Source organism: Microcoleus sp. MON1_C1, from assembly GCF_036701945.1.
Classification (GTDB): Bacteria; Cyanobacteriota; Cyanobacteriia; order Cyanobacteriales; family Microcoleaceae; genus Microcoleus.
In genome coordinates this window covers 73,135-98,536 of record NZ_JAUBRO010000029.1, presented here as the reverse complement: position 1 = coordinate 98,536, position 25,402 = coordinate 73,135, and the positions used below count along the sequence as shown (strand labels likewise).

At 46.1% G+C, this 25,402-nt stretch carries 18 protein-coding genes, 1 other RNA gene, 1 pseudogene and 1 CRISPR repeat array; of the genes and pseudogenes, 11 read left to right on the top strand and 9 right to left on the bottom strand.

Annotated features, from left to right (window positions below; all coding sequences use genetic code 11):
• Positions 1-136: 136 nt before the first annotated feature.
• Positions 137-1,632: direct repeats of the CRISPR family, unit length 37 nt; unit sequence GTTTCAATCCCTGATAGGGTTTTAGGTTTTTTTCGGC.
• A gap of 1,010 nt (positions 1,633-2,642) precedes the next feature.
• Together QUA62_RS17835 and QUA62_RS17830 are read left to right on the top strand one after the other, a co-directional pair.
• A complete protein-coding gene (locus QUA62_RS17835) occupies positions 2,643-3,389 on the top strand; it encodes a dienelactone hydrolase family protein (protein ID WP_333405715.1) in 747 nt (248 codons plus the stop codon).
• Between the two features lie 99 nt (positions 3,390-3,488).
• Complete coding sequence (locus tag QUA62_RS17830; RefSeq protein ID WP_333289521.1) at positions 3,489-4,388, top strand: S1 RNA-binding domain-containing protein; 900 nt, start codon at positions 3,489-3,491, stop codon at positions 4,386-4,388.
• 193 nt (positions 4,389-4,581) lie between these two features.
• Here QUA62_RS17830 and QUA62_RS17825 read toward each other — a convergent pair whose 3' ends face one another.
• Both QUA62_RS17825 and purD read right to left on the bottom strand, forming a co-directional pair.
• Complete coding sequence (locus QUA62_RS17825; RefSeq protein WP_333289523.1) at positions 4,582-6,768, bottom strand: ATP-binding protein; 2,187 nt, start codon at positions 6,766-6,768, stop codon at positions 4,582-4,584.
• Between the two features lie 170 nt (positions 6,769-6,938).
• Positions 6,939-8,219 carry a phosphoribosylamine--glycine ligase gene (gene purD / locus QUA62_RS17820; protein WP_333405714.1) on the bottom strand — a complete coding sequence of 427 codons (1,281 nt, stop codon included), beginning with the start codon at positions 8,217-8,219 and terminating at the stop codon, positions 6,939-6,941.
• 338 nt (positions 8,220-8,557) lie between these two features.
• Here purD and QUA62_RS17815 point away from each other — a divergent pair, with 338 nt between their 5' ends.
• Both QUA62_RS17815 and ssrS read left to right on the top strand, forming a co-directional pair.
• A complete protein-coding gene (locus QUA62_RS17815; RefSeq protein ID WP_333289527.1) occupies positions 8,558-9,820 on the top strand; it encodes a 5-(carboxyamino)imidazole ribonucleotide synthase in 1,263 nt (420 codons plus the stop codon).
• Between the two features lie 50 nt (positions 9,821-9,870).
• Positions 9,871-10,057: non-coding RNA, 6S RNA (gene ssrS / locus QUA62_RS17810), on the top strand.
• A 313-nt stretch (positions 10,058-10,370) separates the two neighbouring features.
• Here the strand turns inward: ssrS and QUA62_RS17805 are convergent.
• The 5 genes from QUA62_RS17805 to QUA62_RS17785 all read right to left on the bottom strand — a co-directional run bounded on the left by QUA62_RS17805 (position 10,371) and on the right by QUA62_RS17785 (position 19,099).
• Positions 10,371-11,495 carry a M24 family metallopeptidase gene (locus tag QUA62_RS17805; RefSeq protein WP_333405713.1) on the bottom strand — a complete coding sequence of 375 codons (1,125 nt, stop codon included), beginning with the start codon at positions 11,493-11,495 and terminating at the stop codon, positions 10,371-10,373.
• 29 nt (positions 11,496-11,524) lie between these two features.
• Entirely contained in the window at positions 11,525-12,610 is a 1,086-nt protein-coding gene (galT, locus tag QUA62_RS17800) for a galactose-1-phosphate uridylyltransferase (RefSeq protein WP_333405712.1), read from the bottom strand.
• A gap of 730 nt (positions 12,611-13,340) precedes the next feature.
• Entirely contained in the window at positions 13,341-15,020 is a 1,680-nt protein-coding gene (locus QUA62_RS17795) for an AarF/ABC1/UbiB kinase family protein (protein WP_333405711.1), read from the bottom strand.
• Between the two features lie 445 nt (positions 15,021-15,465).
• Positions 15,466-17,691 (bottom strand): GAF domain-containing sensor histidine kinase, encoded by a 2,226-nt coding sequence (locus QUA62_RS17790; RefSeq protein ID WP_333405717.1) that lies wholly within the window; start codon positions 17,689-17,691, stop codon positions 15,466-15,468.
• 532 nt (positions 17,692-18,223) lie between these two features.
• Positions 18,224-19,099: a hypothetical protein gene (locus QUA62_RS17785; protein ID WP_190732515.1), complete on the bottom strand. Its 876-nt coding sequence runs from the start codon at positions 19,097-19,099 to the stop codon at positions 18,224-18,226.
• A 178-nt stretch (positions 19,100-19,277) separates the two neighbouring features.
• On the opposite strand from QUA62_RS17785, the gene QUA62_RS17780 reads away from it, so the two are divergent.
• Positions 19,278-19,826 (top strand): LeuD/DmdB family oxidoreductase small subunit, encoded by a 549-nt coding sequence (locus tag QUA62_RS17780; RefSeq protein ID WP_190732517.1) that lies wholly within the window; start codon positions 19,278-19,280, stop codon positions 19,824-19,826.
• A gap of 96 nt (positions 19,827-19,922) precedes the next feature.
• Here QUA62_RS17780 and QUA62_RS17775 read toward each other — a convergent pair whose 3' ends face one another.
• Both QUA62_RS17775 and QUA62_RS17770 read right to left on the bottom strand, forming a co-directional pair.
• Positions 19,923-20,345, bottom strand: a complete 423-nt coding sequence (locus tag QUA62_RS17775; RefSeq protein ID WP_333213581.1) for an NUDIX hydrolase — start codon at positions 20,343-20,345, stop codon at positions 19,923-19,925.
• Between the two features lie 221 nt (positions 20,346-20,566).
• The gene (locus QUA62_RS17770) at positions 20,567-20,992 is read right to left on the bottom strand and encodes a DNA-binding protein (protein ID WP_242722186.1); all 426 of its coding nucleotides are present in this window, start codon (positions 20,990-20,992) and stop codon (positions 20,567-20,569) included.
• A gap of 151 nt (positions 20,993-21,143) precedes the next feature.
• Between QUA62_RS17770 and folD the strand changes: the two genes are divergently transcribed.
• The 6 genes and pseudogenes from folD (at position 21,144) to QUA62_RS17740 (ending at position 25,330) form a co-directional block, all read left to right on the top strand.
• On the top strand, positions 21,144-22,022 hold the full coding sequence (gene folD / locus QUA62_RS17765; RefSeq protein WP_333405710.1) for a bifunctional methylenetetrahydrofolate dehydrogenase/methenyltetrahydrofolate cyclohydrolase FolD: 879 nt from the start codon (positions 21,144-21,146) through the stop codon (positions 22,020-22,022).
• Positions 22,023-22,095: 73 nt separating this feature from the next.
• A complete protein-coding gene (locus QUA62_RS17760) occupies positions 22,096-22,857 on the top strand; it encodes a calcium-binding protein (protein ID WP_333405709.1) in 762 nt (253 codons plus the stop codon).
• Between the two features lie 293 nt (positions 22,858-23,150).
• Positions 23,151-23,318 (top strand): annotated as a pseudogene (locus tag QUA62_RS17755) (bifunctional 5,10-methylene-tetrahydrofolate dehydrogenase/5,10-methylene-tetrahydrofolate cyclohydrolase); the annotation flags it as partial.
• Between the two features lie 73 nt (positions 23,319-23,391).
• The gene (locus QUA62_RS17750) at positions 23,392-24,153 is read left to right on the top strand and encodes a calcium-binding protein (RefSeq protein WP_333405708.1); all 762 of its coding nucleotides are present in this window, start codon (positions 23,392-23,394) and stop codon (positions 24,151-24,153) included.
• Positions 24,154-24,318: 165 nt separating this feature from the next.
• A complete protein-coding gene (locus QUA62_RS17745; RefSeq protein WP_445301679.1) occupies positions 24,319-24,495 on the top strand; it encodes a hypothetical protein in 177 nt (58 codons plus the stop codon).
• Positions 24,496-24,568: 73 nt separating this feature from the next.
• Entirely contained in the window at positions 24,569-25,330 is a 762-nt protein-coding gene (locus QUA62_RS17740) for a calcium-binding protein (RefSeq protein WP_333405707.1), read from the top strand.
• The last annotated feature ends 72 nt before the right edge of the window (positions 25,331-25,402 follow it).

Below are 25,402 nucleotides of genomic sequence, written 5' to 3'. Positions count from 1 at the left end.
AGAAATCAGTTCACTATCTTCTTACACTTTCATTCTGGAAGCTTTATTCTATGCAGCTTCATATTAAATTGGTATGATAGGGTTTTAGGTTTTTTCCGGCGCAAGAGGCACCGCCCAAGAGTTCTGATGATTGGCGGTTTCAATCCCTGATAGGGTTTTAGGTTTTTTCCGGCCAAATTATTGACAATTGCCTGTATGCTCTGATTGAAGTTTCAATCCCTGATAGGGTTGTAGGTTTTTTCCGGCTTGAGCTGGTAGCCGATTTCCTTAAGTTCCTTGAGTTTCAATCCCTGATAGGGTTTTAGGTTTTTTTCGGCGCGGCCCGTCGCTTCTGGTGAATTTTATATTTTTCCCAGTTTCAATCCCTGATAGGGTTTTAGGTTTGTTTCGGCTCGCTCTCCAGGTGGTAAAATCCGCTACCAAAGCCCGTTTCAATCCCTGATAGGGTTTTAGGTTTTTTTCGGCGTTGGGCTTGCTGGTGCTGGTGCTGTTTCCTTGGTTGTTTCAATCCCTGATAGGGTTTTAGGTTTTTTTCGGCGATTTCCATCAACTGAGAAGGGAGGGCGGGGAGGTTTCAATCCCTGATAGGGTTTTAGGTTTTTTTCGGCAGTCATTCGAGATTAGCCAGAAACAGAAACAAATTGGTTTCAATCCCTGATAGGGTTTTAGGTTTTTTTCGGCCCGAGACTGGCAAAATTGTCACTGAAGCAGAGTATAAGTTTCAATCCCTGATAGGGTTTTAGGTTTTTTTCGGCAATTCTTCGGTCGGGGCGGGGATGGACTTGACTAGGTTTCAATCCCTGATAGGGTTTTAGGTTTTTTTCGGCAAAAAGGAGGGGTAACGCCCCCACCGATCGAAGGTTTCAATCCCTGATAGGGTTTTAGGTTTTTTTCGGCATCTCTTCTTCGATTCTTGAACCTTCCCTTTCGGCGTTTCAATCCCTGATAGGGTTTTAGGTTTTTTTCGGCGTGCTGTTTTAGCTTCCTTAAATCCATCATCGCCGTTTCAATCCCTGATAGGGTTTTAGGTTTTTTTCGGCTCTACCCACTGGCGGGATGCTGAGGAAAGCGATCGCATTTTAGTTTCAATCCCTGATAGGGTTTTAGGTTTTTTTCGGCCAAAATCCGGGACTTGAGCTTAAAATCAGAGTAGAGTTTCAATCCCTGATAGGGTTTTAGGTTTTTTTCGGCTCGTTAAATCTTCTCCCGTGGAAACGTCATCGGCTCTGTTTCAATCCCTGATAGGGTTTTAGGTTTTTTTCGGCTTCTGATACATCGTCCACATAGGTTATTTGGGGGTTGGTTTCAATCCCTGATAGGGTTTTAGGTTTTTTTCGGCGATCTATAATTGTGGTGGCTCCCAACCTGCGCTGCAGTTTCAATCCCTGATAGGGTTTTAGGTTTTTTTCGGCAGTAAGCAACCCCGAACATTGAAAATTAAATAGTTGGTTTCAATCCCTGATAGGGTTTTAGGTTTTTTTCGGCGCAAGTCGGTACCGCACTTTCAATGTTGAATCACGTTGTTTCAATCCCTGATAGGGTTTTAGGTTTTTTTCGGCTGGTGTTTTTTCTAGCTCGCCATCTTTGAAGTATTTGTTTCAATCCCTGATAGGGTTTTAGGTTTTTTTCGGCCGCCCGTTCCAGAAGCCACGGTGTATTTGGTTTTCAAGGTGCAGTTGCGTTCATCTAAAAAAAAAGTACCATTCCAGCCTTCGGCTTGTCAATACCCGAGTTTCCATAATCACTCCAAAACCTTATCCTGTAAAGCTTTCAGACTTTCCGTCAATCTTTTTTTCACACTAGGGGCATCAAACTCTTGCTGCACATGAGTTCGAGCCAAAAAATTTGATACTCCGATTTTAACAGCTACCCATTGACGCAAACTAAGCAAAAAATATTCTGCGCTCAACGGGCTCTACGCCACCAATACCTTCGATCTTAGTCTGACAGCAAGCGCACAGCGGAAAAAACAAAATACAGTCTTCCTTGGGTTAGATGACTTTATTCGGCGTGGCGATCGTAACTTAGACTTGAGTCCTAGCCTGCATCCATCTCCTCAACTGGTTGGATGACTTTGTTCGGCGTGGCGATCGTAAATTACCATACTCAGTCTCACTCAATTCAGCACACTCAAACACACTGTACTACATCCACTGCCCATAAAGGGAAGCTCAAGGAAAAACCAACAACCTACCGCAATATAGCCCTAAAAGACTACTTAAACTTAGCAAAAAAAACACAACGATTCCGCCCACCAAAAAGCAAAGGGATTTAAAAACTACTCCGATATAGTAAAAAAAATAGCTCATATTTAACAGCTAATCGAGTTAGAGACTTATCTAAAAAATCTCACGAACAAGCCAGATAAAATGTTCTCAACCCTAGGCTTATCAAAATCTATGTTTGAGCCAATCACAGACCAAAACTTATATTTTACCGATATTTACCCCCAATTAATTGCTAGGAGCGATCGGCACGGACTTATTCAGCAAAACCTAAACCTTCAATAAATAACGAATTTTTACCTGCCATATTTGCGGTATTTGCGCTTCGCGGTTCCGAAAAATATTATTGGCTAATTGCCTAAAAAGTCCCCAAATTAACTTAAAATCAGTAGAGTGGCATTTACCTTAAAACTACTTATGACAAAAGCCGAAATTACCACCGAAAACATCACAGTTCCTAACGGGGATTTGCAAATAGCTGCATACCTAGCCCAGCCAGCCTCCCCAGGGCAATTTCCCGCAGTTATCGTAATTCAAGAAATCTTTGGCGTCAACTCGCACATCCGCGAAGTTACTGAAAGAATAGCAAAAGAAGGATATGTGGCGATCGCCCCAGCCATTTACCAGCGTCAAGCCCCCGGCTTTGAAACCGGCTACACACCCGAAGCCATCCAAATCGGCAGAGAATACAAAGAAAAAACCACAGCTTCCGAACTTCTGGGCGATATCCAAGCCACCATCGATTACCTCAAAACTCTACCCTCTGTCAAACAACAAGGTTTTGGCTGCATCGGTTTCTGCTTTGGAGGGCACGTCGCCTACCTCGCCGCTACTTTGCCCGAAATCAAGGCTACAGCGTCGTTCTACGGCGCCGGTATCGCCACCCAAACCCCCGGGGGCGGAACCCCGACGATCGCCCGCACAGCAGACATTAAAGGCACTCTCTACGCCTTTTTTGGCACTCAAGACCCCAGCATTCCCTTAGAACAAGTTGACCAAATCGCCGCAGAATTGCAAAAACACAGTATTTCTCACCAAATTTTCCGCTACAATGCCGATCACGGCTTCTTCTGCGACCACCGCGGCAGTTACGACGCTACGGCAGCAGCCGACTCGTGGGTGCAGGTGAAGCAGCTATTTCATCAGCAACTTCAACCAGCTTAGAGAGTGGAAGATGGGGAGATAGGGAGATGGGGAGAGTGGGAAAATTTTTTCTACTGACGACTGGCAACTAAATTACTGACAACAGACAACTAAACTGACATGAATTCCAAATCTACAGGTTCTCAAAGCGCAAAAGCATCCTTTTCAATGGATGATTTTGCTAAAGCCCTCGAACAGCACAATTACGAGTTCCAGAAGGGACAAGTAGTGCGCGGCAAAGTGTTCGAGTACGACTCAAACGGCGCGTATGTTGATATCGGCGGCAAGTCTTCGGCTTTTTTGCCGATCGAAGAGGCTGCTTTGAGAACAGTAACGGATTTGTCGGAAGTGGTTCCGCTGGACGAGGAACGGGACTTTTTGATTATCCGCGAACAAGATGCAGATGGCCAAGTTACTTTGTCTCTGCGGCAGTTACAAATTCAGCAAGCTTGGGAAGATTTAATTGAATTGCAGGAAACCGGTAAAGTTCTTCAGGTGCGGGTTTCTGGGGCGAATAAGGGCGGCGTGACAGTAGATGTTCAGGGAATGCGCGGTTTTATTCCCCGATCGCACTTAGTGGAACGCGATAACCTAGAATCGCTGATCGGTCAATCTTTGAGCGTTAATTTTTTGGAGGTCGATCGCGAACGAGAAAAACTCGTACTTTCCCAGCGGATGGCCACTCAATCGAATGCCTTCAAGGATTTGCAAATTGGTCAGTTGGTGGAAGGAAAAGTCAGCAGCATCAAGCCTTTTGGCGTGTTTGTGGACTTGGAAGGAGTTAGCGGTTTGCTGCACATCAAGCAAGTTAGCCAAAAATATATTGATAACCTTGGAAAGGTGTTTGCTCCCGGTCAACCCCTGAAAGCGATCGTGCTTGACCTCGATGAAAGTCGTGGCCGGATTTCTCTTTCTACTCGGGTCCTGGAAAATTATCCCGGGGAAATGGTGGATAAAATGGCGGATGTTATGGATACCGCAGAAGAGCGATCGGAACGCGCTCGAAAGACTCTTTCTTAAGTCTTGAGGTAATTAGAACCCCATCTACCGGAAACAATAGGAATCTAGGTTTAACCGCAGATAAACGCCGATAAACACAGAGAAAATCATCGGTCTTCATCTGTGTCCCTCGGCTAATATCTGCGGTTAAAAAATCCCAATCTAACTAATCTGCTTTCTTCTGGATTCCTAATCAACAGTCAACAGTCAACAATCATTCCGGTGCAACCGGAATCGATATAAGATGACTCGAACTTGTTTCACTCTCCACCGTTGCTTCCACGGGCCAAGAATTTTCCATCTCTAGTGTTTGTTTCGGCTGATAAACTGCCAAGTCGAACCAGAAAGTCGTACCCACATTAACTTCGCTAACTAAATTAATTTTAGTGTGGTGCTTGTCAATAATGTTTCTGACAATAGAAAGACCTAATCCCGTTCCTTCTAAAGTGTGTACTCGGTTTTCTACCCGGAAAAAGCGATCGAATATTGCTTGTTGGTCTTCAGGATCTATGCCAATTCCAGTATCAGAAATTTCGATCCGCACTACCGGAAAATGTTTGGCATCCGGTGACAAGTTTTGGTTGAGGGAGTGACCGTCTTTGTGGGTGGGCGCCTCCGGCTCTAGCAAATACGCTCGAATGGCCACCTTGCCGCCTGACTGAGTAAATTTTAAGGCATTTCCTACTAAATTTGCAAATACTTGCAGTAACAAATCGTAATGACCTAAAGCAGGCGGCAAATACGGGTCAACTTCTTGCTCTAATTCAATGCCTTTATCCTTAGCATTTAACTGATAAGTCCGCAGGGTTTGTTCGACAGCTTGCGGGAGGTCAACAGCCTCCAAGTGATAAACTCGGCAGGATTCCAGTCGCGACAAGTCTAACACGTCGTTAACTAAACGAGTTAGTCGATCGGTTTCTCGATTGGCAATTTCTAGGAATTCCCTGCGCTCGCTTTCTAGAAGGTCTTCTCCGTACTCGTGGAGAGTCTCGATAAAAGATTTGATATTAAATAAAGGCGTTCTCAATTCGTGAGAAACATTGCTGATAAAATTGCTTTTAGCCTCATTGAGTTCTACTTCCCGAGTGATGTCCTGCACGGTCATTGCAATGCCTTTGAGACTTTCTCGGTAATTTCCAGAACATTGATGCTTGGAGGTTTGCTCGTAGAAAGTACACTCTACAGCTACCGGGCGTTGTGGCTCGGTACAGGTATCTTCCTCATGGCGGATGCAGCTTTTGCACAGCGGTTCGGCACCGGGCGCTTTGTGCAGAATGACTGTAGTTAAAACAATCCGAATTGTACGGTTAACGGGTTCGCTCATAGAGATGCGAAATTCGCCGCCTTCGCGATCGCCCGCAGCTATTTCCTGCAACGGTCTCGCCAACTCCTGCTGCACTTCCGAAGGCAAAATGTTCAGAACATTTACTCCGATCGCTTTTTTGCCTTGCCATCCAAAAATCCGCATCCCCGTCGGATTAACTAAAATAACCTGCAAATTTGCGTTTAATAAAAGCGCGCCATCAGCAATCGTTGAAACCAAAGTTTCTAACTTAGCTTTTTCCGCTGTCAGCTCTTCAATATTTTGTTCTTCATAACTTTCGAGTTTCTGGGCCATTTCATTAAAACTGCCGATCAACTCGCCCAATTCTCCCCCTAAAGGCAGGTCAACTCGCTGCTTAAAATTACCGCTGGCAATGTTTTTGACCCCAAATACTAATTGTTTGATCGGCTGAGTAATTGTCAGGGCATTAAAGACAGCCCCCAAAATTACCATCACCCAAATAGTGACAAATACTGCTAAAGTGACATCCCTCGTCAGATTTGAAGAGATAACTGCTGCGGGATTTGGGTTAATGCCGATCGCCAAAACTCCCAAATATTTGTCTTCATGAATTAATGGAACAAATACATCGGTAACTTCTCCATCTGGCGTCAAATGCTGTCGCACCAAAGGCAAAGAAGTTAAATTTCTCGCCTCAATATCGGCGATAAAATTATCGGGAAGTTTGATCTGGCGGCGCAGCGTCAGGGAAGTTTCCACCTCGGATTCCGAAAAGGGTATCCCTAGGAAAATATCCCCCGCTTCGTCTGCGTAAAGCATATAGCGGACACTGAAGGTGCTGCTGTAAAATTGGCGGGAAAAGCGGGCTACTTCGGAGCGATCGTTTTTGGCAATCAGCGGCGCCACATTTGCCGCCAACAGCAGGCCGAGGTCGCGGCCGTAGCGAGTATCGTTAAGTCGCGCGTCTTGCTGGATAGTATTCACGGCCCAGAATGTCAGGCCGCTCATAATTAACGACACTACGAGGGTAGCAGCGGCCATCAGGCGGGTCTGGAGGGTAAAATCCGACCACCAGCGGGCAATAATTTCTCCGATTTTGTTTAGTATGGCCAGCATTTCACCAGTTCACCCGTTCAATATTAAAAGCAAGATCAATTCCGTTGGCTCCCGATCGAATTTTCTGCAGCGACTTGTCCGCTACCGCCACCGCAGAGATACCAAACTTCATTGTTACATTTCTACATTGAGATTGCTTGGCTGTGGGATGGCGGCCGATGTCGCAGTTCCTAATTTTTATCGCCCAGAGCTCGGCGGCCGATGTCCCGACGGCAGTAGACCCCTTCAAATTGGATGCAATCAACTGCTGCATAAGCTTTGGAGATAGCTTGTTCCAAAGTTTCTCCCGCCGCAGTGACGCCCAAAACCCGGCCGCCGTCGCTCACCAACTGCTGCTGCTTCAACTGGGTGCCGGCGTGAAACACTTCTGCTCCTTTGGCTTCAGCTTCCTCGATACCGGTAATAGCTTTGCCTTTTTGATAAGTTCCAGGATAGCCCCCAGAAGCCAAAACTACGCAAACAGAGGCCCCCGACTTCCAGCGAATAGAATATTCACCGAGACGCTGCTGACAGCAGGCCAGTACCAAATCTTCCAAAGGAGTTTCCAGCAGCGACAAAACCGCTTGAGTTTCGGGATCTCCGAAACGGCAGTTGAATTCTAAGACTTTGGGTTCTCCCTCGGGGGTAATCATTAAACCTGCGTAGAGTACACCCCGGTAGTCGATTTTGCGTTTTTGCAGTGCTGCGAGGGTGGGTTCGAGAATTTCTTCTTGAATCCTTTCCATGAGTTCCGGGGTGACAATGGGCGCTGGGGCGTAGGCTCCCATACCGCCGGTGTTGGCTCCCTGGTCGCCTTCGCCGATAGCTTTGTGGTCTTGGGCCGGCAGCAACGGTTCCACTGTGATGCCGTCGGTGAGGGCGAGAATCGAGACTTCTTGACCTGTTAAGAATTCTTCGACGACGACTCGGAGGTTGTCGGTGCCGAATTCGCCTCGGAAAATGGTGTTGATGGCGCTGTGAGCCATTTTGACGGTGGTGGCAACGGTGACTCCTTTGCCTGATGCGAGTCCGTCTGCTTTGATGACTATTGGGGTTCCTTGTTCCAGAACGTATGCTTTTGCTGCTTCTGCGTCTGTAAATACGGCAGCTTTGGGTGTGGGGATGCCTGCTTGGAGCATCAATTCTTTGGCCCAGGATTTGCTGGATTCAATTTGGGCGCCGGCTTTGGTGGGCCCGAAAATCATGAGTTTTTTCTGTTGGAAATAGTCGGCGATGCCTAGCGATAGGGGCAATTCGGGGCCGACGATGACTAATCCGATGTTGTTGACCATCACAAAGCGTTCGATGCCTTGGAAGTCGTCGATGTTGAGCGACAGATTTTGACAGCCTGGGGTCGTAGCTGTGCCGCCGTTACCCGGTACGCAGAATACTTGTTTAATCCGCGTAGATTCTAGCAGTTTTTTTGCGATGGCGTGTTCGCGCCCTCCGTTTCCCACAACTAAAACTTTCACAGTATCCTCACCTATAAATTTTGTTTCCTGAATGTCTGATTTTCAGTGTTGGCATCTGTCTATCTGCTTTTTGCAGTGCTGTCAATTATGCCATGCTTGGCGCTAGGGAATTGCTAGATGTGGCACTTTTCTGGAGGAGTGGGCTTCGACCGCTGTTTCTCAATGGCTGGGAGCGTGCAATAATTAAAGACTTTAGCTGCCCAATTTTTAGGGGTTCTGCCTCGATTTAATCCTGCAATTAAAACTCTTTTCTGGCTTTTAACTCTTCAATTACTGTAATAGAGCCAGGGCCAAATAGCGATAAGATAGGCAGGTTGACTTTGCGAAATTTTACTCACATGAAATCAAATCAAACCGCTGCGAGTTCGTCTGCCAAATTTAAGCGGGTGGGCGTTGTCGGCGGCGGCCAGCTAGCTTCGATGATGGGGGATGCTGCTAGGGCGCTAGGTATTGAATTGGTAGTACAAACTCCCCATGCTACTGACCCGGCAGTTTCTGTTGCTGCTGGTGTTGTTTTGGCTGCTGTTGATGATGTTTTGGCTACGGCTCAATTGGCGGCTGGCTGCGATGTTATTACTTTTGAAAATGAGTTTGTGGATTTGGATGGTTTGCGGCCGCTAGAACAGCAAGGTGTGTTATTTCAGCCGAGTTTGTCGTCGCTTTCTCCTTTGTTGGATAAGTACGTTCAGCGCTGTTATTTACAAGGTTTGGGTTTACCAACTCCGAGGTTTTGGGAATGGGATTGCAGCGCGGATTTGCCCCCAGAATTGTCTAAGGCGGTGGCGATCGACTTTCCGGCAATTTCGGTTTCCGACAGCGTGCAGATGGAAGGAGACTCGGATGCTGGATCGAGCGACTTTCCCTTTGTCGTCAAAGTTCGCCGCCACGGTTATGACGGCCAAGGTACTTTTATTGTTAAGGATCGGGGGAGTTTGGAGTCAATTCGTGCTAAACTCCAAGGTCAGTCTTTGCTAGTGGAAGAGTTTGTGCCGTTCGATCGCGAATTGGCAGTGATTGCGGCTCGATCGGCAACTGGCGAAATTGCGATTTATCCGATCGTAGAAACCCAACAGCAAAATCAAGTTTGCCGCCTGGTGATTGCGCCCGCTGATATTAGTTTAGAGGTGAAAAGTGAAGCTTGTGCGATCGCCCGCACTCTCCTCAACAGTTTGCAAGCTGTCGGCGTATTCGGCATTGAATTATTTTTAACCGCCGATAATAAGCTGTTAGTCAATGAAATTGCACCCCGCACTCACAACTCGGGACATTTTACCATTGATGCCTGCGAAACTTCACAATTTGAACAGCATTTGCGCGCAGTTTGTCAACTGCCTTTAGGCAATTCGGCTCTGAAATGTGCAGGCGCTGTCATGGTAAATTTGCTAGGCTACGAGTCTGCCCAGTCCGATTATTTAGCAAAAAGAAAACAACTGGCACAAATTAGCGGTGCTTTTGTACATTGGTATGGTAAGAAAGAATCGCGTCCCGGCCGCAAACTCGGTCACGTTACAGTTGTGCTCGACGCGGACAAGGTGGCTCAGGGGCGATCGTCAGCAGAGGATCTCGCTCAAACCGTAGAATCCATCTGGTATGCAAGTTAAATTGCTCGAAGGTTGCCAAAATCTGGTTAGTTGGTATATATTAAATAAAGGTTCTACTGCGACGTTGGTGACTGCCAATAATGTTTTTTTGATCTATAACTCTTAACTCTCGGGAATCAAGATGTTCGGGCAGCAGTAAACTGGGCTTGTACCCAGAAACTTTAAGCACGGGCCACGGTACCCACCTGGTAAAATACCAGGTCAAAAGCTGAGGTAAGACGGCGTTGCGGGGAGCCATTAAAATTTCGATTGAGATAGGCGCTGTGAAATATGGCTAGCCTATTTTTTTTTGAGATAAACGCCTTTGTCATACTACATCTTAAAGTTTTGCCTAAACTCGTCTAGCCAGGGCTATTTCATTCTAAATAATGCCTTAGCAAGGATATCGTTTCCGGTTGCATCGGAAGGAATAATAAAATCGAGTCAACAGTCAAAACTTAACAATCATTCAGTTTTTCGACTGACAGTCACTCGTCAAGCCATCCTTAGGAGTGCAACCGAAATTGATAAAACTTGTCGATCGCGCCTGAGATAAAAATAAAGCGATAAGTTAAAGTGACGACGGTCGATCGTGCCATATTTCCAGCGGTACTGGCCGCAACCTTCCCGCTACTTCTACACTCGGCCAATTCGGATCAAAAGTCAAATTTTCCAACGTTCCATCGCTGTGAATTAAAAACGTATCCTCAATTTTTGCTCCCGACAAACTCGGATTCCAAGCCACAGCCATATTTTCTGCCAAAATATCTGAAGTAGCCGGATTCGCCACAATTTCCCGCGCCAAATATCCGGTAGTTCCGCCTTGATGGTGTTCCGCAATTGCTTGAGGATATCCGTGCTCTTCGTAAGTAGTTTTAAGCGTATCATAAACCGCATTCAGCGTTACTCCCGGCTGACACAAATTTAAGGCCGCTGCTTCAATTTCCCTGACTTGTCGGTGCAACTCTGAATACTTTTCCCCAAGAAAATCGAAACAGACAAATCTGGTTAAATTTGCATACAAACCCCATCCCCTCGCGCAAAATACTAACATTGCTTGTCGCCCAATTTGTTCGGCGGTAGCTGTGGCGTGGCGGTACATTGGTAAACGCCTTTCTCCAGCCACTAATGTCAGGGCTGGATGCAAACCTCTCGCCCACAAAGCCTCTGCACCGGCTCCCGCTAGCTGATATTCTGTCCATGTTGGTTTGGCTGCGGAAAGTACCTCTGTCATCGCTTCGCTGGCTAAACGCCCGACTCGCCGGTATCGCTCTAATTCGCTTGACATCATTGTCTGTTTGCGAGACTGTAAAGATGCGATTATTGGCGTTTCTTTGGGATAAATTGGCCGATCGCTCATGACGTTACCGTCACCAGTAATTTCTTTGACGAAAGCTTCGCGCTGTGCAACATCTGCCCAAGGATAGATGTGCATTTGAAAGTTGGCTGACAATTCCTCGTCCTGCAAGCGTTGAGCTTCTATTTCATCGGTGAGAACCCAAGCGTTTTCCGCAGTAATTAATATTTCTGCAACTCCGGTTTCTGCAGTTAGCAATACTGTATGGGAACCGCCGGCTGTGGCCCAGGCAAACCAGTCAGTGCCTCGCAAGCGAAGGGCGATCGCTTTTGTTTCGGTTAAGGCTTTGCGGATGAATTCGAGTTTTATATCGACTTCTTTGTTGAATGAGTTTATCATATATTGACCCAAAATCTAAAATCTAAAATCTAAGATAGATTGACCGATACGGCTTGCAATTCTTTAGCTTTTTCTTCCGGTAAAGCGTCGTTGGCAAACATTCCGGCGGCGAGTTCGGTTCCGGCGAGGTATTTTAGCCGCTCGCTCGATCGATAGGGCGGATAAAATTGGGCGTGCAAATGCGCTTCTGGATGGGGTTTCCCGTCTGTGGGCCCTTGAAACCAAGCCATCAAATAAGGGAATGGGCGATGCCACAAACCGTCATATTTGAGGGTGACTGTTTTTAAGGCCTTAGCGAGTGATTGCCGCTGTTTTTCCGTCAAATCGATAAATGTAGCAGCGGGGGCGATCGGGGCAATCCACACTTCGTAAGGGTAGCGGGCACAAGCGGGGACAAAGGCGATCGCCTCTTCGTCTAAATAAATAATTCGCTGTTTGTCGGAAATCTCTTTTTGAATCAAATCTTGCAGCAAACCGCTACTGTTCTTTTGATAATAAACCGATTGACATTCTAACATCCGTGCCGGCACCGGTGGCACGAACGGATAAGCGTAAATTTGACCGTGGGGATGGTGCAAAGTTACTCCAACTTCGACGCCGCGATTTTCAAAGGGCAAGACGTATTGAATTTCGGGATTGCTGCCAATAACTGAAGTGCGATCGGCCCATACTTCTAACAGCAATTCCAAGTGAGATAACTCCAAAGAACCGAGGGAAGCCAGCGGATCTTGAGTGAAAACAACGACTTCGCAAATGCCTTTAGCTGGCAAAGTTTCTACAATATTTGGAGGTGCGTTTTTTGCTTGCAAAGTCATCGAGGGAAAGCGGTTGTCAAACACTGCTACATCGTACTCTCCCGGCGGCAATTCTGTCGGAAATTTAGGGTTAATTGTAGCAGCCAGCGGGTTGTATTCCGGCGGCGGCATGAAAGTTCTTCCCTGACGGTGGCTGGCGTATGCTACCCATTCCCCCCGCAAAGGATGCCAGCGAAAGTGCGGGTTCGCCTCTACTGGTTCATTGCTGGGACTTACGGCCGCGATACCTTCTGGGATTGGGTAGCGACTGTACAGTGTGAGTGGGCGGCCGTCTGGTTTTAGCAATGTTTGGGCGTACATTTTTTGTAGGGGCGGGCGATCGCGTTTAATATATGTTAGGAGTATAACTTCGTGCTTTGAGCATCCGCCCCTACCTAAAGTCGCAAATTATTTTAACAAGTTTACTTTGCAGTACCAACGTCAGCCGACCGTCCGCAAGTCCGCCAGGGGTGGAAACCGACGGGGTTTTTAGCTAAAGAGCTCGCTATGAGGACTAATGAGTTCTTGAGTCATATCTAAGAGGACTTTAGCTTTGACAGGACTTACGCAGGCCCACTATATATAGTGTGCCAAAAAAGGGATCTCCTTTTTCTCTCATCAAGAGTGAGCCTCACGAGATTAAAAACTTGATGGCTCAAAAAATCACCAATTCTCCTGTTTAACAAGATATAGCAGTAGGAAAGGATAGTGGTCAGACTAACTATATAGAAAGATTTAATAATAGTCTGATACAAAGAATATATGGTCGTCATCAAAAAAATACCACTTTAAAATACTCTCCTATATTAGAGGCAGCTCTTTGGTATTTTATTGATGAGTATAACGTCTCTGCTTAGCGCAGGTTTCTCCTGCACTGATTATCACGAAAATTGAGCAGAGATAGAAGCAGAGTTAGTGGCCCAAGAATCGGAATATGAGCGTTGGACAGCATTAAATAACCTACAAATGCAGGAGAAATGAGTCAGCATTAATCTTTTTAATGAGGGCTAAAGTCCTGACTACGATCGCAATTCCCAATTAGCCAGTATATTTATCGATCGACCATTCGATCGAGCTTTTCCTTAACCAACAAGTCTAACAACGAGCGCAACACAAACAAGCCACCGAATCCCGAAACCGCAAAAGCTGCGATCGCCCCCGTTTGATATCCGCCCACTAGCAGCACTGCACCCGACAAAAACACAAAACCAGTCAGACAAGCGAAAATTAGAGTTTTCAGAGCTAAATTAATGCGTTTCAAGGCTCTTTCGCTCTCGATATTTCGCACTCTAATTTGCAGTTCGCCCTCTTCAATTCGCTGCTCCAAACGCTTGATAAAAACCTGCGATTTGCTCGGCTGCCGTAACTTATATGTAATAAAACTTCGCGCTTGCCTTGCCAATTCTCCGATCGCATTTCCTCGCCCCTTGCTCACCGCAATACTCTTGACAAAAGGCTGAGCGGATGCTATGAAATTGTAGTTAGGGTCGAGAGTTCTAGCAATGCCGTCGAGAGTCGTCACGGACTTGACAATAAACATCATTTCTGCAGGCAAGCGAAACGGTTGCTGCTCGAACATGATGTAAAGTTCGTTCTTAATTTCATTAAAAGCTTGAAGGTCGATCGGCTTATCAATAAACTTATCCAACAGAAAAGCAATCAGCCTGCGTACCGGCATCATATCCGGCATCGGCTCAACTAAGCCGATCGAAATTAAAGTATTGAGTACCTCGTCAGTATCCTTTCTCATCACAGCAAAAAAAGTCTTGACCATTTGGTCTTTAGCCAGAGACTTTATCTCAGCCATCATCCCAAAATCGTAAAAAATCAAGCTACCATCTTCTGTCACCGCCAAATTTCCCGGATGCGGGTCAGCTTGAAAAAAACCGTCTATTAACAACTGTTTTAAATAACAGCAAATTCCGAGTTGATTGAGCTTCACAATATCCACTCCAATCGCCTCTAAACTAATGCGGTCGTCCACCTTAATGCCTGGTGCGTATTCTAGAGTCAGCACTTTTTTAGTCGTGTATTGCCAGTAGACTTTCGGGACAATAACCTGAGGATATTCTCGAAAATTATGGCTAAAGCGATCGGAATTTTTACCTTCTTGCACGTAGTCAATTTCTTGATATAAAATCTTAAAAAACTCGTGATAAATAGATTCCAGGTCATATTTGCGCGTCCCAGGCAAATAGCGATCGCAAAAACGCATCACTTGGCGCACCGCCTTCACATCCAAATCAAATAAACTTTCCAAACCCGGACGCTGCACCTTCACAATCACATCTTCCCCGGTGTGCAGCCTCGCTTTGTGCACCTGTCCCAGACTCGCAGCAGCGATCGGCGACGGGTCAAAATCGCGGTACAAAGCATAAATATCCTTGCCTAACTCTGATTCTACAAGAGCGATCGCCTCTTCGGAACTAAACTGAGGAACCCGATCCTGCAACTGTTCGAGTTCCTTGACATACTCAAGCGGCAGCAAATCCGCCCGAGTCGAGAGAGACTGCCCGATTTTAATAAAAGTCGGGCCTAAATTCAGCAAAGTATTGACCAACCAATGAGCCCGAATTCTTCTAGTTTGAGGCGAATTATTTTGCAGCAGTCCGTCCCACCACAAAAAAAACATAAACTTTCCCGCCGCTGCAAAAATGTCTATTTGCCGTGCCAGTGGCGAATATTTAGAACGTTGCCAACGCAGGGTTTTAGGTGCAGCTTTTGTGAGCATAATATTGGCTATCGAATTCCATGCACCGTGACAATTTTTAGGGGACAATCCAGGACGCAGAAACCGGCTTGTACGAAAAGACGGATGGCAGGCCTTTGAAACAGTTAAAAAACTCAGTTTCTTTGGTCTATACTGCGTAATGTCATCTCCAACTATACAATTATAATTAAGTTCCTAGTAAGTAATGCAAGTCCTCATTAATTATTCATAAATAGAGGACAGTCGTACTCACGACAAACACGCGCTAATTACAGCCCAATAACTAGACATAATATAAGTCTTGGGGAAAATCAGCAATTAAGAACCGGCAATTTAGACTGCAACCAGACCAATAATTCAAAACAGAGGACTTGGTAGGGTTTACGACATTTCCAAATCTCCCTCTTCTGGCAAGTTTTCTAGTTTCGCCTGTTCGCTGCCAATTCCCAGCAGCTTCTCAACCGAACTATTCTTCTACATTACAGAGTTCCGCTGCAAATTGCGGCAGAGTCAGAGTAAAAGATGTGCGCCACAAATTGTCAGATTCTGAACTTTCTGCCGGACAGCTAGATACATCAATATTACCATTCAAGTGCTGCACTAAAGACTTTACCAGAGCCAGACCCAAACCCGTACCGGCGATAGCTTGGTCAGTAATGCCAGTGCCGCGGCGGAACTTGTCAAAGATGTGGGGTAAATCAGCAGCAGAAATGCCGCGCCCGAAATTAGAAATGCTCAGGACAATATAGCCGGCTGCCTCAGACGCCTCCAAAACTACCGCCGTTCCAGAAGCAGAGTATTTTCCAGCATTCGTCAGCAGTTCCAGCAGCACCCGATTGAGAATGTCCGGGTCGGTTTCCCAGCAAGGGGTTAACTTGGGCAAATCCACCTTCAGAGTCAATTGCTTATCCGCCCACTGTTTTTCAAAATCCTTAACTAAATCTTGCAATAAACGGTTGAGATCGATTTTGATTAGAGAAATCGGGACTTGCTGAGGCTCAAACTGCTTGAGGGCCAGCAAATCGTTAACCAGAGCAGTTTCCTTAGAACACTGCTGTTCGAGAATGTCGAGATACTTAGTCCGACTCGCGGACGGCAGTTCAGCTTGTTTGAGCATCAGAATCGCTAGCTTCATGATTGTTAAAGGGGTACGCAACTCGTGACTCAGAGTGCTGAGAAACTCGTCTTTAATCACCTTCAATTTCCGCATTTGCTCTAGCTGATTGGCAGATTGTTCGTACAGTTTCCCCTGCAGGTCGAGGCTTTGCTGCAACTGAGCGGTTCTGTCTAAGACTGCGGTTTGCAATTCCTTAAGCGTTTGAGTTTGGATAATCATCTTGCTCGCTTGAGCGCTGACTGATTCGAGAACTTCTAATTCTTCCGGGGTCCAAGTGCGCGGCTCGGAGTGCTGCAAAACCAAGAAACCCAAAACAGTTTCCTGGCAGCAACCGCCCGTGAGGGGAACCAGCAGCAAGCCGCGAATACCTTGGAGTTTCAAAATTTCTTTGGCTGCTTCTTGTTCTTTGCCGATTAATTCGCCTGCGTCAGCGAGGGCGAGGGGTTTGGGTGCGCCGTGGAATGCTTGGCGGCACAAATTAGATTCTGACAGCCAAAAAGCGGGAGAGTTATTTGGTTTGGAGTTGGGGATTTTGGATTGGGAATTAGCAGTTTTATCCTTGTTTTTTGTTTTGGATGTTGAGCTTTTTTTGCCAGTAGCGCTTTGTGTTATTGCCTGTTTGTTTGGAGCTTTTTTTACAACGGATTCGCAAACTAATTCGATTTTCGCTTTGGGCGTTTGATTGGGGGAGCGATCTTTAAATAGAGGGTCTGTATATTTCAATAGCAGGATTTGACCTCTATCTACTTCCAGGGTATCGACGGTATTTTCAATAACTTGCTGCAATATTCGATCGACTTCTGAATTTGTGTCGATCGATGCAGCAACTGACATGAGTAGATTTTTGTATTTAGCTTGTCGCTGTAACTGTTCGTTTAAGCTGGCAATTTCTTGAGTTTTTTGAATGTGAGAAATCGCGATGCCGATCGCCTCTGATGCTGCTTCAAGGCGCTGCCGATCGGCTACCGACCACTCGTGAGGTTGCGACTTACCAACAATCACCATGCCATTTACAGCCCCTCCAAATCGGGCAGGCCCTGCCAAAATTGCCCGAAAAGGCAGCGCAGTCACAGGAGAATTGGGCGATGAAGCTGCCGGACTATCAAGATAATCGGATATCGCCACTATCTCGCCGTCTGCTAGGACGTTTGCCCAAGCGGGATGTTCGAGTGATATGCTAGGCGGTTTTAATCTTGGGGTTTGCGGGTGTTCCGGTGTTTCGGTGGAATCCGCAACACCGGCAACATAGGGGAAATCGCTGCTATTTTGCCAGTAAGCATTCGGATTTACTACTTTTTGGTCAACCACAGCAGTAACCCAACAGAAATCTGCCCCCCATGCAACCCCCAAAGTATTGGCTATTTGCAGCAGCAGGAGTTCTCGATCAAAGCTGGTGGCGAGAATTTGGCAAATTTGTCGCCCGAGAAGGGCAGGATCGACCTGGAACTGCATAAGACGATCCAGAAATTTTTGGACTGATACTGGTTCTGCGATTTGCGGTAAATGCAAAGTGCAAGACTCTGACGGCGATCGGTCGATCGGACTAAAGTCTTGATTTCCCTGGCAATCGATCATGGCAACCAAGCCTTTATTCTAAGATGTTTGAGCCGGCTCCCGCTGCAACAAATATAGAACCTTTCCATAACTGTCGGCTTGACTGTTATGACCCTGCTTTCTGTGTTTGTGCAGCCTGTCGGCGGGTCACTAGATATCTGAAAATATACCCCGAGCTGACAGAGTTCTATTTTCCCGTTTTCTACCCTTCGATCTGTACGGGATGAACTTTACCATCCTTTACCGGATGATTATCAATCGATTCCCGCTAATTTTGACTGTTATTGTATAGTATGAAGCTTTTCTAGAGACCGCTTAGTGACACCCTTCTCCTCACTCTGTGATGTTTCCTATTTAAGTTTGCGATATTAACAAATTTTTATTTTGATACAAATCCGCCGATCGAGTGACAGCGATCGCAAAAATTCCCATTCAAAAAATTATCACTCATAACATAGTTGAGAGTTTTCGAGTTTTTGCTCAAAAACTCATTTTTCACAACACCTAGAGTCGTGCAGCCAAGTCTCTGGTTAAATTTCTCCCACTTACCTGCTTACTTATTTTGTGCTTCCTGTTGGGCTTTATCGCTATTTTGACGGTAAAGTGCCGTCCGGTTCAGAGCCGTTGTGTAGCGGGGGTGCTTGGAAGGCACGGCGGCCATCAAATCGGAAGCTTGCTGCCACTTAGCAGCTACGACTAACCAATCCTCGCGAGATTGAGCGGTTTTGCCCTCGGTGGCTGCTTGTTCGGCTACTCGCACTGCTTGGGCAAAAGAGTCAACAGCAGAATTAACAGTCTCCTTAGAAATTTTCAAAGCAGGTTTTGCCTCAGAGGAAGGGGCAGTGGCAACTGCTTGGGTGGTGGCTTGTGTGCTGTTTGGCACTTGGGAATTGAGTCCTTTGTAGATGGCTGCCACTGCTGCAAGTAACAGCACGGTCAAGCTGATGCCGCCGACGATACCGCGCTGAAATTGCCGCGGTTGCTGCATCGATCGAGGTATAGCCATTCTCGGCAAAGCCCGCTTGCCGGAGAGAGCTTGGCGTTCGTGATGGGCGGTGGCTAAACGCTTGAACAAATTCGGCTTTCGGAGTTTAATTTCTTGAGACCACAACAGTTGATTATCGGGATCGCGGCTAATTTCTTCGAGCCACAGCAGTTGGTGTTCTCGGACAAGCCGACTGTTGATGTTGACTCGGCGAATATTGTGGGGCGAAATGCGTTCCAAAATTTCTCGGACTCGATCGACCAAACTAGACTCTTCGAGCATTTGGGGCGTTGCAGCTTCGCACAGCAGTTGCAGCACCCCCTCTGCAAACACAGCTCGGGCCCTGACCCCTACCTGTGCCAGTTCGTCATTAAGGATTTGAATAATCGATGCAACCGAGCCCTCGCGAGCTTGTCGAGCAATGTCATCTATTGGATTGGCCATAAAACTATCTTGACGCTTAGCAATCTGTTAATTGTTAACCCAAAGTCTCGGATCTAATTTTTACTCATACAGGTTATCACTGACACTGCCAGGTTAAAATGAACAGATGCAAATCTTGCATACCGATCCACTTAAAATTATCACCACAGCATCGAGCGAGGCTAACAGGAAATAAACTATGGGTAAAGTAATTAGCGGTCAAATTTTTGTTGTAGACGACAACATCGATACAGATCAAATTATCCCGGCCGAATACCTGACCCTGGTTCCCTCGAAGCCGGATGAGTACGAGAAACTAGGCAGTTACGCTATGATTGGGTTGCCCGATCGCTACGGTAAGTTTATCGAATCCGGTGAACAGAAAACCCGGTATCCGATTATCATAGCGGGCGAAAATTTTGGCTGCGGTTCTTCGCGGGAGCACGCTCCGATAGCTCTCGGGGCCGCCGGCGTCACAGCAGTGGTGGCTTTGTCTTACGCCCGCATTTTCTTTCGCAATTGCTCGGCTACTGGGGAATTGTACCCGATGGAATCAGTCGAGCGGCTCTGCGACTTGTTTGTAACCGGTCAAGAAGTGACGATCGACTTTACAGCAGAGGTAATTGTCAACCACACTCTCGATCGAACTTTCTCGCTCAAACCTTTAGGAGAAGTAGGGCCTGTAATAGATGCCGGAGGGCTGTTTGAGTACGCGCGCCAAACGGGAATGATTGCGGCTCGCTCTTAACTTTTAAAACCCTGCAATGTAGGGTGTACCACCGGGCGCACCTTACGAATATCTCCCCGCTCAAACCGCTCCCATCTAGGGTGCGGGGAAATTTTCTCACATCGACTCAATAAAATTCAATAAAATGCGCTGGTGAGCAATGCCAAAAGGTCGCACATCTCCTGACTGCTCAGAATAGCATTTGCCAGCCCGAATCTGCTCGGGTGTCAACAACTTCATATCCCACCCCTCAAGCAAAACTAAATCCTTGACATCCGCACTAAGTTGTGCATGAAAAACGTGGCGAACGACATCTTTTTCGACATCACAACAGAAAAAAGAAACACTTGCAGGAGCATAGCCAATTTCCTCTGATAATTCCCGCACTACAGCAACTTCCGGCGTTTCTCCCGGTTCCAAGTGTCCGCCAAACAAAGCCCAATGTCCGGGATACCTGATATGAGGAATATCGTCCCGCAACTGACAGAGAAACTTGCCCTCTCGGTACAAAATCGCGATCGCAACGTGAATTTTAGTCATGTGTTAGAAAGAAAATAGAAGGAAAAAAGTGCTGTAGGAGCGGGTTCACCAACATCTGTAAAATTAACCAAAAATATAGGTAAACCCGCCCAGACCATAATATTATGGTTGATGAACTTTGAAGATAAATAAACAGCTCCAAATCGCCCAAGCACAACTATAAACCTTTGATTTGTAGGAAATAGACTTACTTATTGAAATAAATTAGCAGCTTCGTATTTTTATTTATTAGCCGCTGGAGTGCGCTTTAATTGCTCCATTTCCTCAACATAAACTTCACCTAAATCCTTTCCTGCCAATTCCTTCAGAGTAATACTCTTGTAGCGGACTTCTCCCTTCAGCAACACTTCATCGCCAAGCTGGGGCAAATCTTGCGTGGTTAAAATCCAAATACTGCCAGTACCATCCTCAAGTTGATAAGCCGCATTCCCCACAAACGGAGCGCGATTTTCCACCTTTCCCCGGAGATAAACTTCAGCATCCACTTGCCGCTTTTGTTGAACGTCGCCAATGCTAGCCACATTAAAACCAAGATTAAGTTGAGACAGAGGTAAATTGCCACAACTGAAAAAACCGCTGGCGAGGATTAGCGATAAAGAGCCGGTGCAGAATCTTTGAACCCAAACTTGCTTAATTGCAGTAGTCATTGGTCAACTGATTTGAGATTTGAGATGTGAGATACGACTTACTTTAACAGAATCCCAAGAATCGATCGCAAGTAATAAATTTCTCTAGTGTAGTCCTTGGCGGGGATTAAGCTAAAATCTAAAATCGTCCGCCCCTAACCCAGAGTCTACAATGGATGCCAAAACTGCTCAAATACTAGATGGCAAAGCTTTAGCGACAAAGATTCAAACCGAGCTGAGCGATCGAGTCCGCGCCCTACAACCCCAAAAGGGGCGTCCTCCCGGACTTGCGGTGCTGATGGTGGGCGACAACCCAGCTAGCGCAGCCTATGTTCGCAACAAAGAGCGAGCCTGCGCTAAGGTTGGCATAGCTTCCTTCGGCCAGCATTATCCCGCAAACGCTACTCAAGCCGAACTAGAACTTGCAATTCGTGCGCTCAACGAGGACGATCGAGTAGATGGCATTTTAGTTCAATTACCGCTACCAGAACACTTAGATGCAATTGGGCTGCTGTACCAAATTGCTCCCGACAAAGATGCTGACGGACTTCACCCTGTAAATTTAGGTCGTCTCGTGCGCGGGGAGCAAGGTTTGCGGAGTTGTACTCCCGCCGGAGTGATGCGGTTATTGCAAGAATACCAGATTGATTTAAAAGGAAAAAATGCCGTTGTTTTGGGCCGCAGTATTTTGGTAGGTAAACCGATGGCGCTGATGCTGTTAGAAGCCGATTGTACTGTTACGGTAGCTCATTCGCGATCGCAAAACTTAGAATCTATTACCAATCAAGCCGATATTTTAATAGCCGCAGTCGGCCGCACAGAAATGATTACAGCTAATATGGTCAAACCGGGAGCAGTAGTAATTGATGTCGGTATTAACCGCGTCGTCAATCCAGATGGTACGAGTCGTTTGGCCGGAGATGTTGATTTTAATGCTGTTAAAACAGTAGCCGAATTTATCACGCCGGTGCCGGGAGGAATCGGGCCGATGACTGTTGCTATGCTTTTGGAAAATACCGTATCGAGTTATATTGAATACGGTTCTAATTGAATAGGGGCAAACTTGTGAGCCAGTATTGGCTCAATTAGGGTTAGTAATCTACCAACAGACAAAGATTTTAGCTATGGCTTTAAAACCGGATGCGTCAGGGACATTGCGCTTAATTGGCGACAACACCTCGGAATTCATTCTACTTTCTCCTGAAGCTCTAACCAATTTCCCTTTAGGAGCTTGGTTACTCGATGGGGACGATACAGTATATGGCTTAGGGGGTAGCGAGTTAATCCTGGGAAATGAAGGGGAAGATATTCTCGCAGGTTTTGACGGCAATGATTCTTTATTTGGGGGAAAAGGAAGAGATGGCCTGTATGGAACTTTTGGAAATGACTGCCTCAGTGGTGGTCTAGATGCTGATTACCTTGGTGGACAAGCTGGCGATGATATTTTATTTGGGGGTAGAGGCAATGATCTTTTAAGCGGCGCAGGGGGGGATAACACTCTGGTTGGCGGCTTGGGCAGAGACTTCTTAATTTGTGGGTTTGGCAATAATTTATGCGTTCTGGGAATAGATCCTGCCACTACAGATATCAATTCTAGTGATCTGATCGGAGGTTTTGATCTTGATTTAGATCGCATTGGATTAGCGAGTGACTTAACGGTCAATGATATAGTGTTGGAGCAGGTACAGGATGTGACACTAACATTGAGGCGAGAGTTGCCACAAGTTATACTACAATCCCTCCCTCCAAATGAGGTCAGCGAATTCAGCGGCTCTGCTTCAGGAACTCTAATCAGAGTCAGGAATTCTAACGCGATTTTAGGTTTTGTAGAGGCTGTAACGCCTAATGAACTACAAAGCAGGATAGTTTCCGTTCAGGGTTTCTAATCTCAGGACAATCACTGGTGGCATGAAAAAATTATCATTTTGTTAGCCACAAATTAACTCCTGATATTTACAGGAGTTACGCAGAAACGCTAGTAGGGTGCGTATTTCGCACCTTACTACTATGGGTCGTGTAAAATTGGACTGTGCAGCGTAAGTCCTGTAAAATTATTTACTCTTTGATCCCGCATCGGCGGACGAAAGTTGGTGAAGTAGCGATTTCAAGCTGCGAGCGAAATCACTAATCACTAAGATTTAGCGTGAGAAATTATTGATAGCAACTACGCGAAGTCGGCGTTTTCAATACAGACGGTGCGAGTCGTTTGGCCCCAGATGTTGATTTTAATGCTGTTAAAACAGTAGCCAAATTTCTCACGCCGGTGCCGGGAGGAATCGGGCCGATGACTGTTGCAATGCTTTTGGAAAATACCGTTTCGAGTTATATTGCATACGGTTCTAATTGAATTAGTGCCAACTTGTGAGCCAGTATTGGTTCAATTAGGGTTAGTAATCTACCAACACACAGAGATTTTAGCTATGGCTTTAAAACCCGATCCATCAGGGATAGTGCGCTTAATTGGCGACAACACCTCGGAAGGAATTCAACTTTTTCCTGGAGATCTAAACAACTTCCCTTTAGGAGCTTGGGCGCTCGATGGCAACGATACAGTAGAGGGTTCAGGGGCTAGCGAGTTAATCCTGGGAAATGAAGGGGAAGATATTCTCCGAGGTTTGGCAGGCAACGATTCTTTATTTGGGGGAAAAGGAAGAGATGCCCTGTATGGAAATGAGGGAAATGACTGCCTCAGTGGTGGTCTAGATGCTGATTTCCTTACTGGAGACGCTGGCGATGATATTTTATTTGGGGGTAGAGGCAATGATCTTTTAGGCGGCCAAGAGGGGAATAACACTTTGGTTGGCGGCTTGGGCAGAGACTTATTAAATTGTGAGTTGGGCAATAATTTATGCGTTCTGGGAATAGATCCTGCCACTACAGATATCAATTCTAGTGATTGGATCACACGTTTTGATCCTGATTTGGATCGCATTGGATTAGCGAGTGACTTAACGGTCAATGATATAGTGTTGGAGCCGCTACAGAATGTGACAGTAACAGTTAGGTTCGATTTACCGCAAGCTTTACAAGCATTCTTCCCTCCAGCTTTTCTCAGCGGAATTAGCGGAGTTTATTCAGGAACTCTAATCAGAGTCAGGAATTCTAACGCGATTTTAGGTTTTGTACAGGATGTAACGCCTAATGAACTACCAAGCAGGATTGTTTCCGTTCCGGGTTTCTAACTTCAGGACAATCAGTGGTGAGCTGACAAACTTATCATTTTGTTAGCCACAAATTAACTGCTGATATTTACAGGACTTACGCAGAAACGCTAGTAGTAGGGTGCGTATTTCGCACTTTACTACTATGGGTTGTGTAAAAATTGACTATATTGATGTGATGTCGGCATCAACCGCGTTGTCAATCCAGACGGTACGAGTCGTTTGGCCCCAGAGGTTGATTTTAATGCTGTTAAAACAGTAGCCGGATTTATCACGCCGGGGCCGAGAGGAATCGGGTCGATGACTGTTGCTATGCTTTTGGAAAATACCGTTTCGAGTTATATTGAATACGGTTGTAATTGAATTATGACCCACTTGTGAGCCAGTATTGGCTCAAGTAGGGTTAGTAATCTACCAACACACAAAGATTTTAACTATGGCTTTAAAACCCGATCCCTCAGGGACATTGCGCTTAATGGGCGACAACACCTCGGAATTCATTGAACTTTCTCCTGGAGCTCTAACCAACTTCCCTTTAGGAGCTTGGGCCCTCGATGGCGACGATACGGTAAATGGCTCAGGGGCTAGCGAGTTAATCCTGGGAAATGAAGGGGAAGATATTCTCAGAGGTTTTGCAGGCAACGATTCTTTATTTGGGGGAAAAGGAAGAGATGGCCTGTCTGGATCTGATGGAAATGACTGCCTCAGTGGTGGTCTAGATGCTGATTACCTTATTGCAGAAGCTGGCGATGATATTTTATTTGGGGGTAGAGGCAATGATTTTTTAGACGGCCAAGAGGGGAATAACACTCTGGTTGGCGGCTTGGGCAGAGACTTCTTAGAGTGTCGGTTGGGCAATAATTTATGCGTTCTGGGAATAGATCCTGCCACTACAGATATCAATTCTAGTGATCTGATCGTAAATTTTGATCCTGATTTTGATCGCATTGGATTAGCGAGTGGCTTAACGGTGAATGATCTACTGTTGGAGCCGATACAGAATGTGACAGTAACACTTAGGTTCGATGGGCCGCAAGCTTTACAACCATTGCTCGATCCAGATCTGGTCAGTGGAATTAGCGAACTTTCTTCAGGAACTCTAATCAGAGTCAGGAATTCTAACGCGATTTTAGGTTATGTAGAGAATGTAACCCCTAATGAACTACAAAGCAGCATTGTTTCCGTTCAGGGTTTCTAAATTCAGGACAATCACTGGTGGCATGACAAACTTATCATATTGTTAGCCACAAATTAACTCCTGATGTTTACA

Excerpts from the sequence above, each read along its gene's own strand:
- QUA62_RS17835 (WP_333405715.1), top strand. The coding sequence starts at position 2,643 with ATGACAAAAGCCGAAATTACCACCGAAAACATCACAGTTCCTAACGGG.
- QUA62_RS17830 (WP_333289521.1), top strand. The coding sequence starts at position 3,489 with ATGAATTCCAAATCTACAGGTTCTCAAAGCGCAAAAGCATCCTTTTCA.
- QUA62_RS17825 (WP_333289523.1), bottom strand. The coding sequence starts at position 6,768 with ATGCTGGCCATACTAAACAAAATCGGAGAAATTATTGCCCGCTGGTGG.
- QUA62_RS17815 (WP_333289527.1), top strand. The coding sequence starts at position 8,558 with ATGAAATCAAATCAAACCGCTGCGAGTTCGTCTGCCAAATTTAAGCGG.
- QUA62_RS17805 (WP_333405713.1), bottom strand. The coding sequence starts at position 11,495 with ATGATAAACTCATTCAACAAAGAAGTCGATATAAAACTCGAATTCATC.
- galT (WP_333405712.1), bottom strand. The coding sequence starts at position 12,610 with ATGTACGCCCAAACATTGCTAAAACCAGACGGCCGCCCACTCACACTG.
- QUA62_RS17795 (WP_333405711.1), bottom strand. The coding sequence starts at position 15,020 with ATGCTCACAAAAGCTGCACCTAAAACCCTGCGTTGGCAACGTTCTAAA.
- QUA62_RS17790 (WP_333405717.1), bottom strand. The coding sequence starts at position 17,691 with ATGATCGATTGCCAGGGAAATCAAGACTTTAGTCCGATCGACCGATCG.
- QUA62_RS17785 (WP_190732515.1), bottom strand. The coding sequence starts at position 19,099 with ATGGCCAATCCAATAGATGACATTGCTCGACAAGCTCGCGAGGGCTCG.
- QUA62_RS17780 (WP_190732517.1), top strand. The coding sequence starts at position 19,278 with ATGGGTAAAGTAATTAGCGGTCAAATTTTTGTTGTAGACGACAACATC.
- QUA62_RS17775 (WP_333213581.1), bottom strand. The coding sequence starts at position 20,345 with ATGACTAAAATTCACGTTGCGATCGCGATTTTGTACCGAGAGGGCAAG.
- QUA62_RS17770 (WP_242722186.1), bottom strand. The coding sequence starts at position 20,992 with ATGACTACTGCAATTAAGCAAGTTTGGGTTCAAAGATTCTGCACCGGC.
- folD (WP_333405710.1), top strand. The coding sequence starts at position 21,144 with ATGGATGCCAAAACTGCTCAAATACTAGATGGCAAAGCTTTAGCGACA.
- QUA62_RS17760 (WP_333405709.1), top strand. The coding sequence starts at position 22,096 with ATGGCTTTAAAACCGGATGCGTCAGGGACATTGCGCTTAATTGGCGAC.
- QUA62_RS17750 (WP_333405708.1), top strand. The coding sequence starts at position 23,392 with ATGGCTTTAAAACCCGATCCATCAGGGATAGTGCGCTTAATTGGCGAC.
- QUA62_RS17740 (WP_333405707.1), top strand. The coding sequence starts at position 24,569 with ATGGCTTTAAAACCCGATCCCTCAGGGACATTGCGCTTAATGGGCGAC.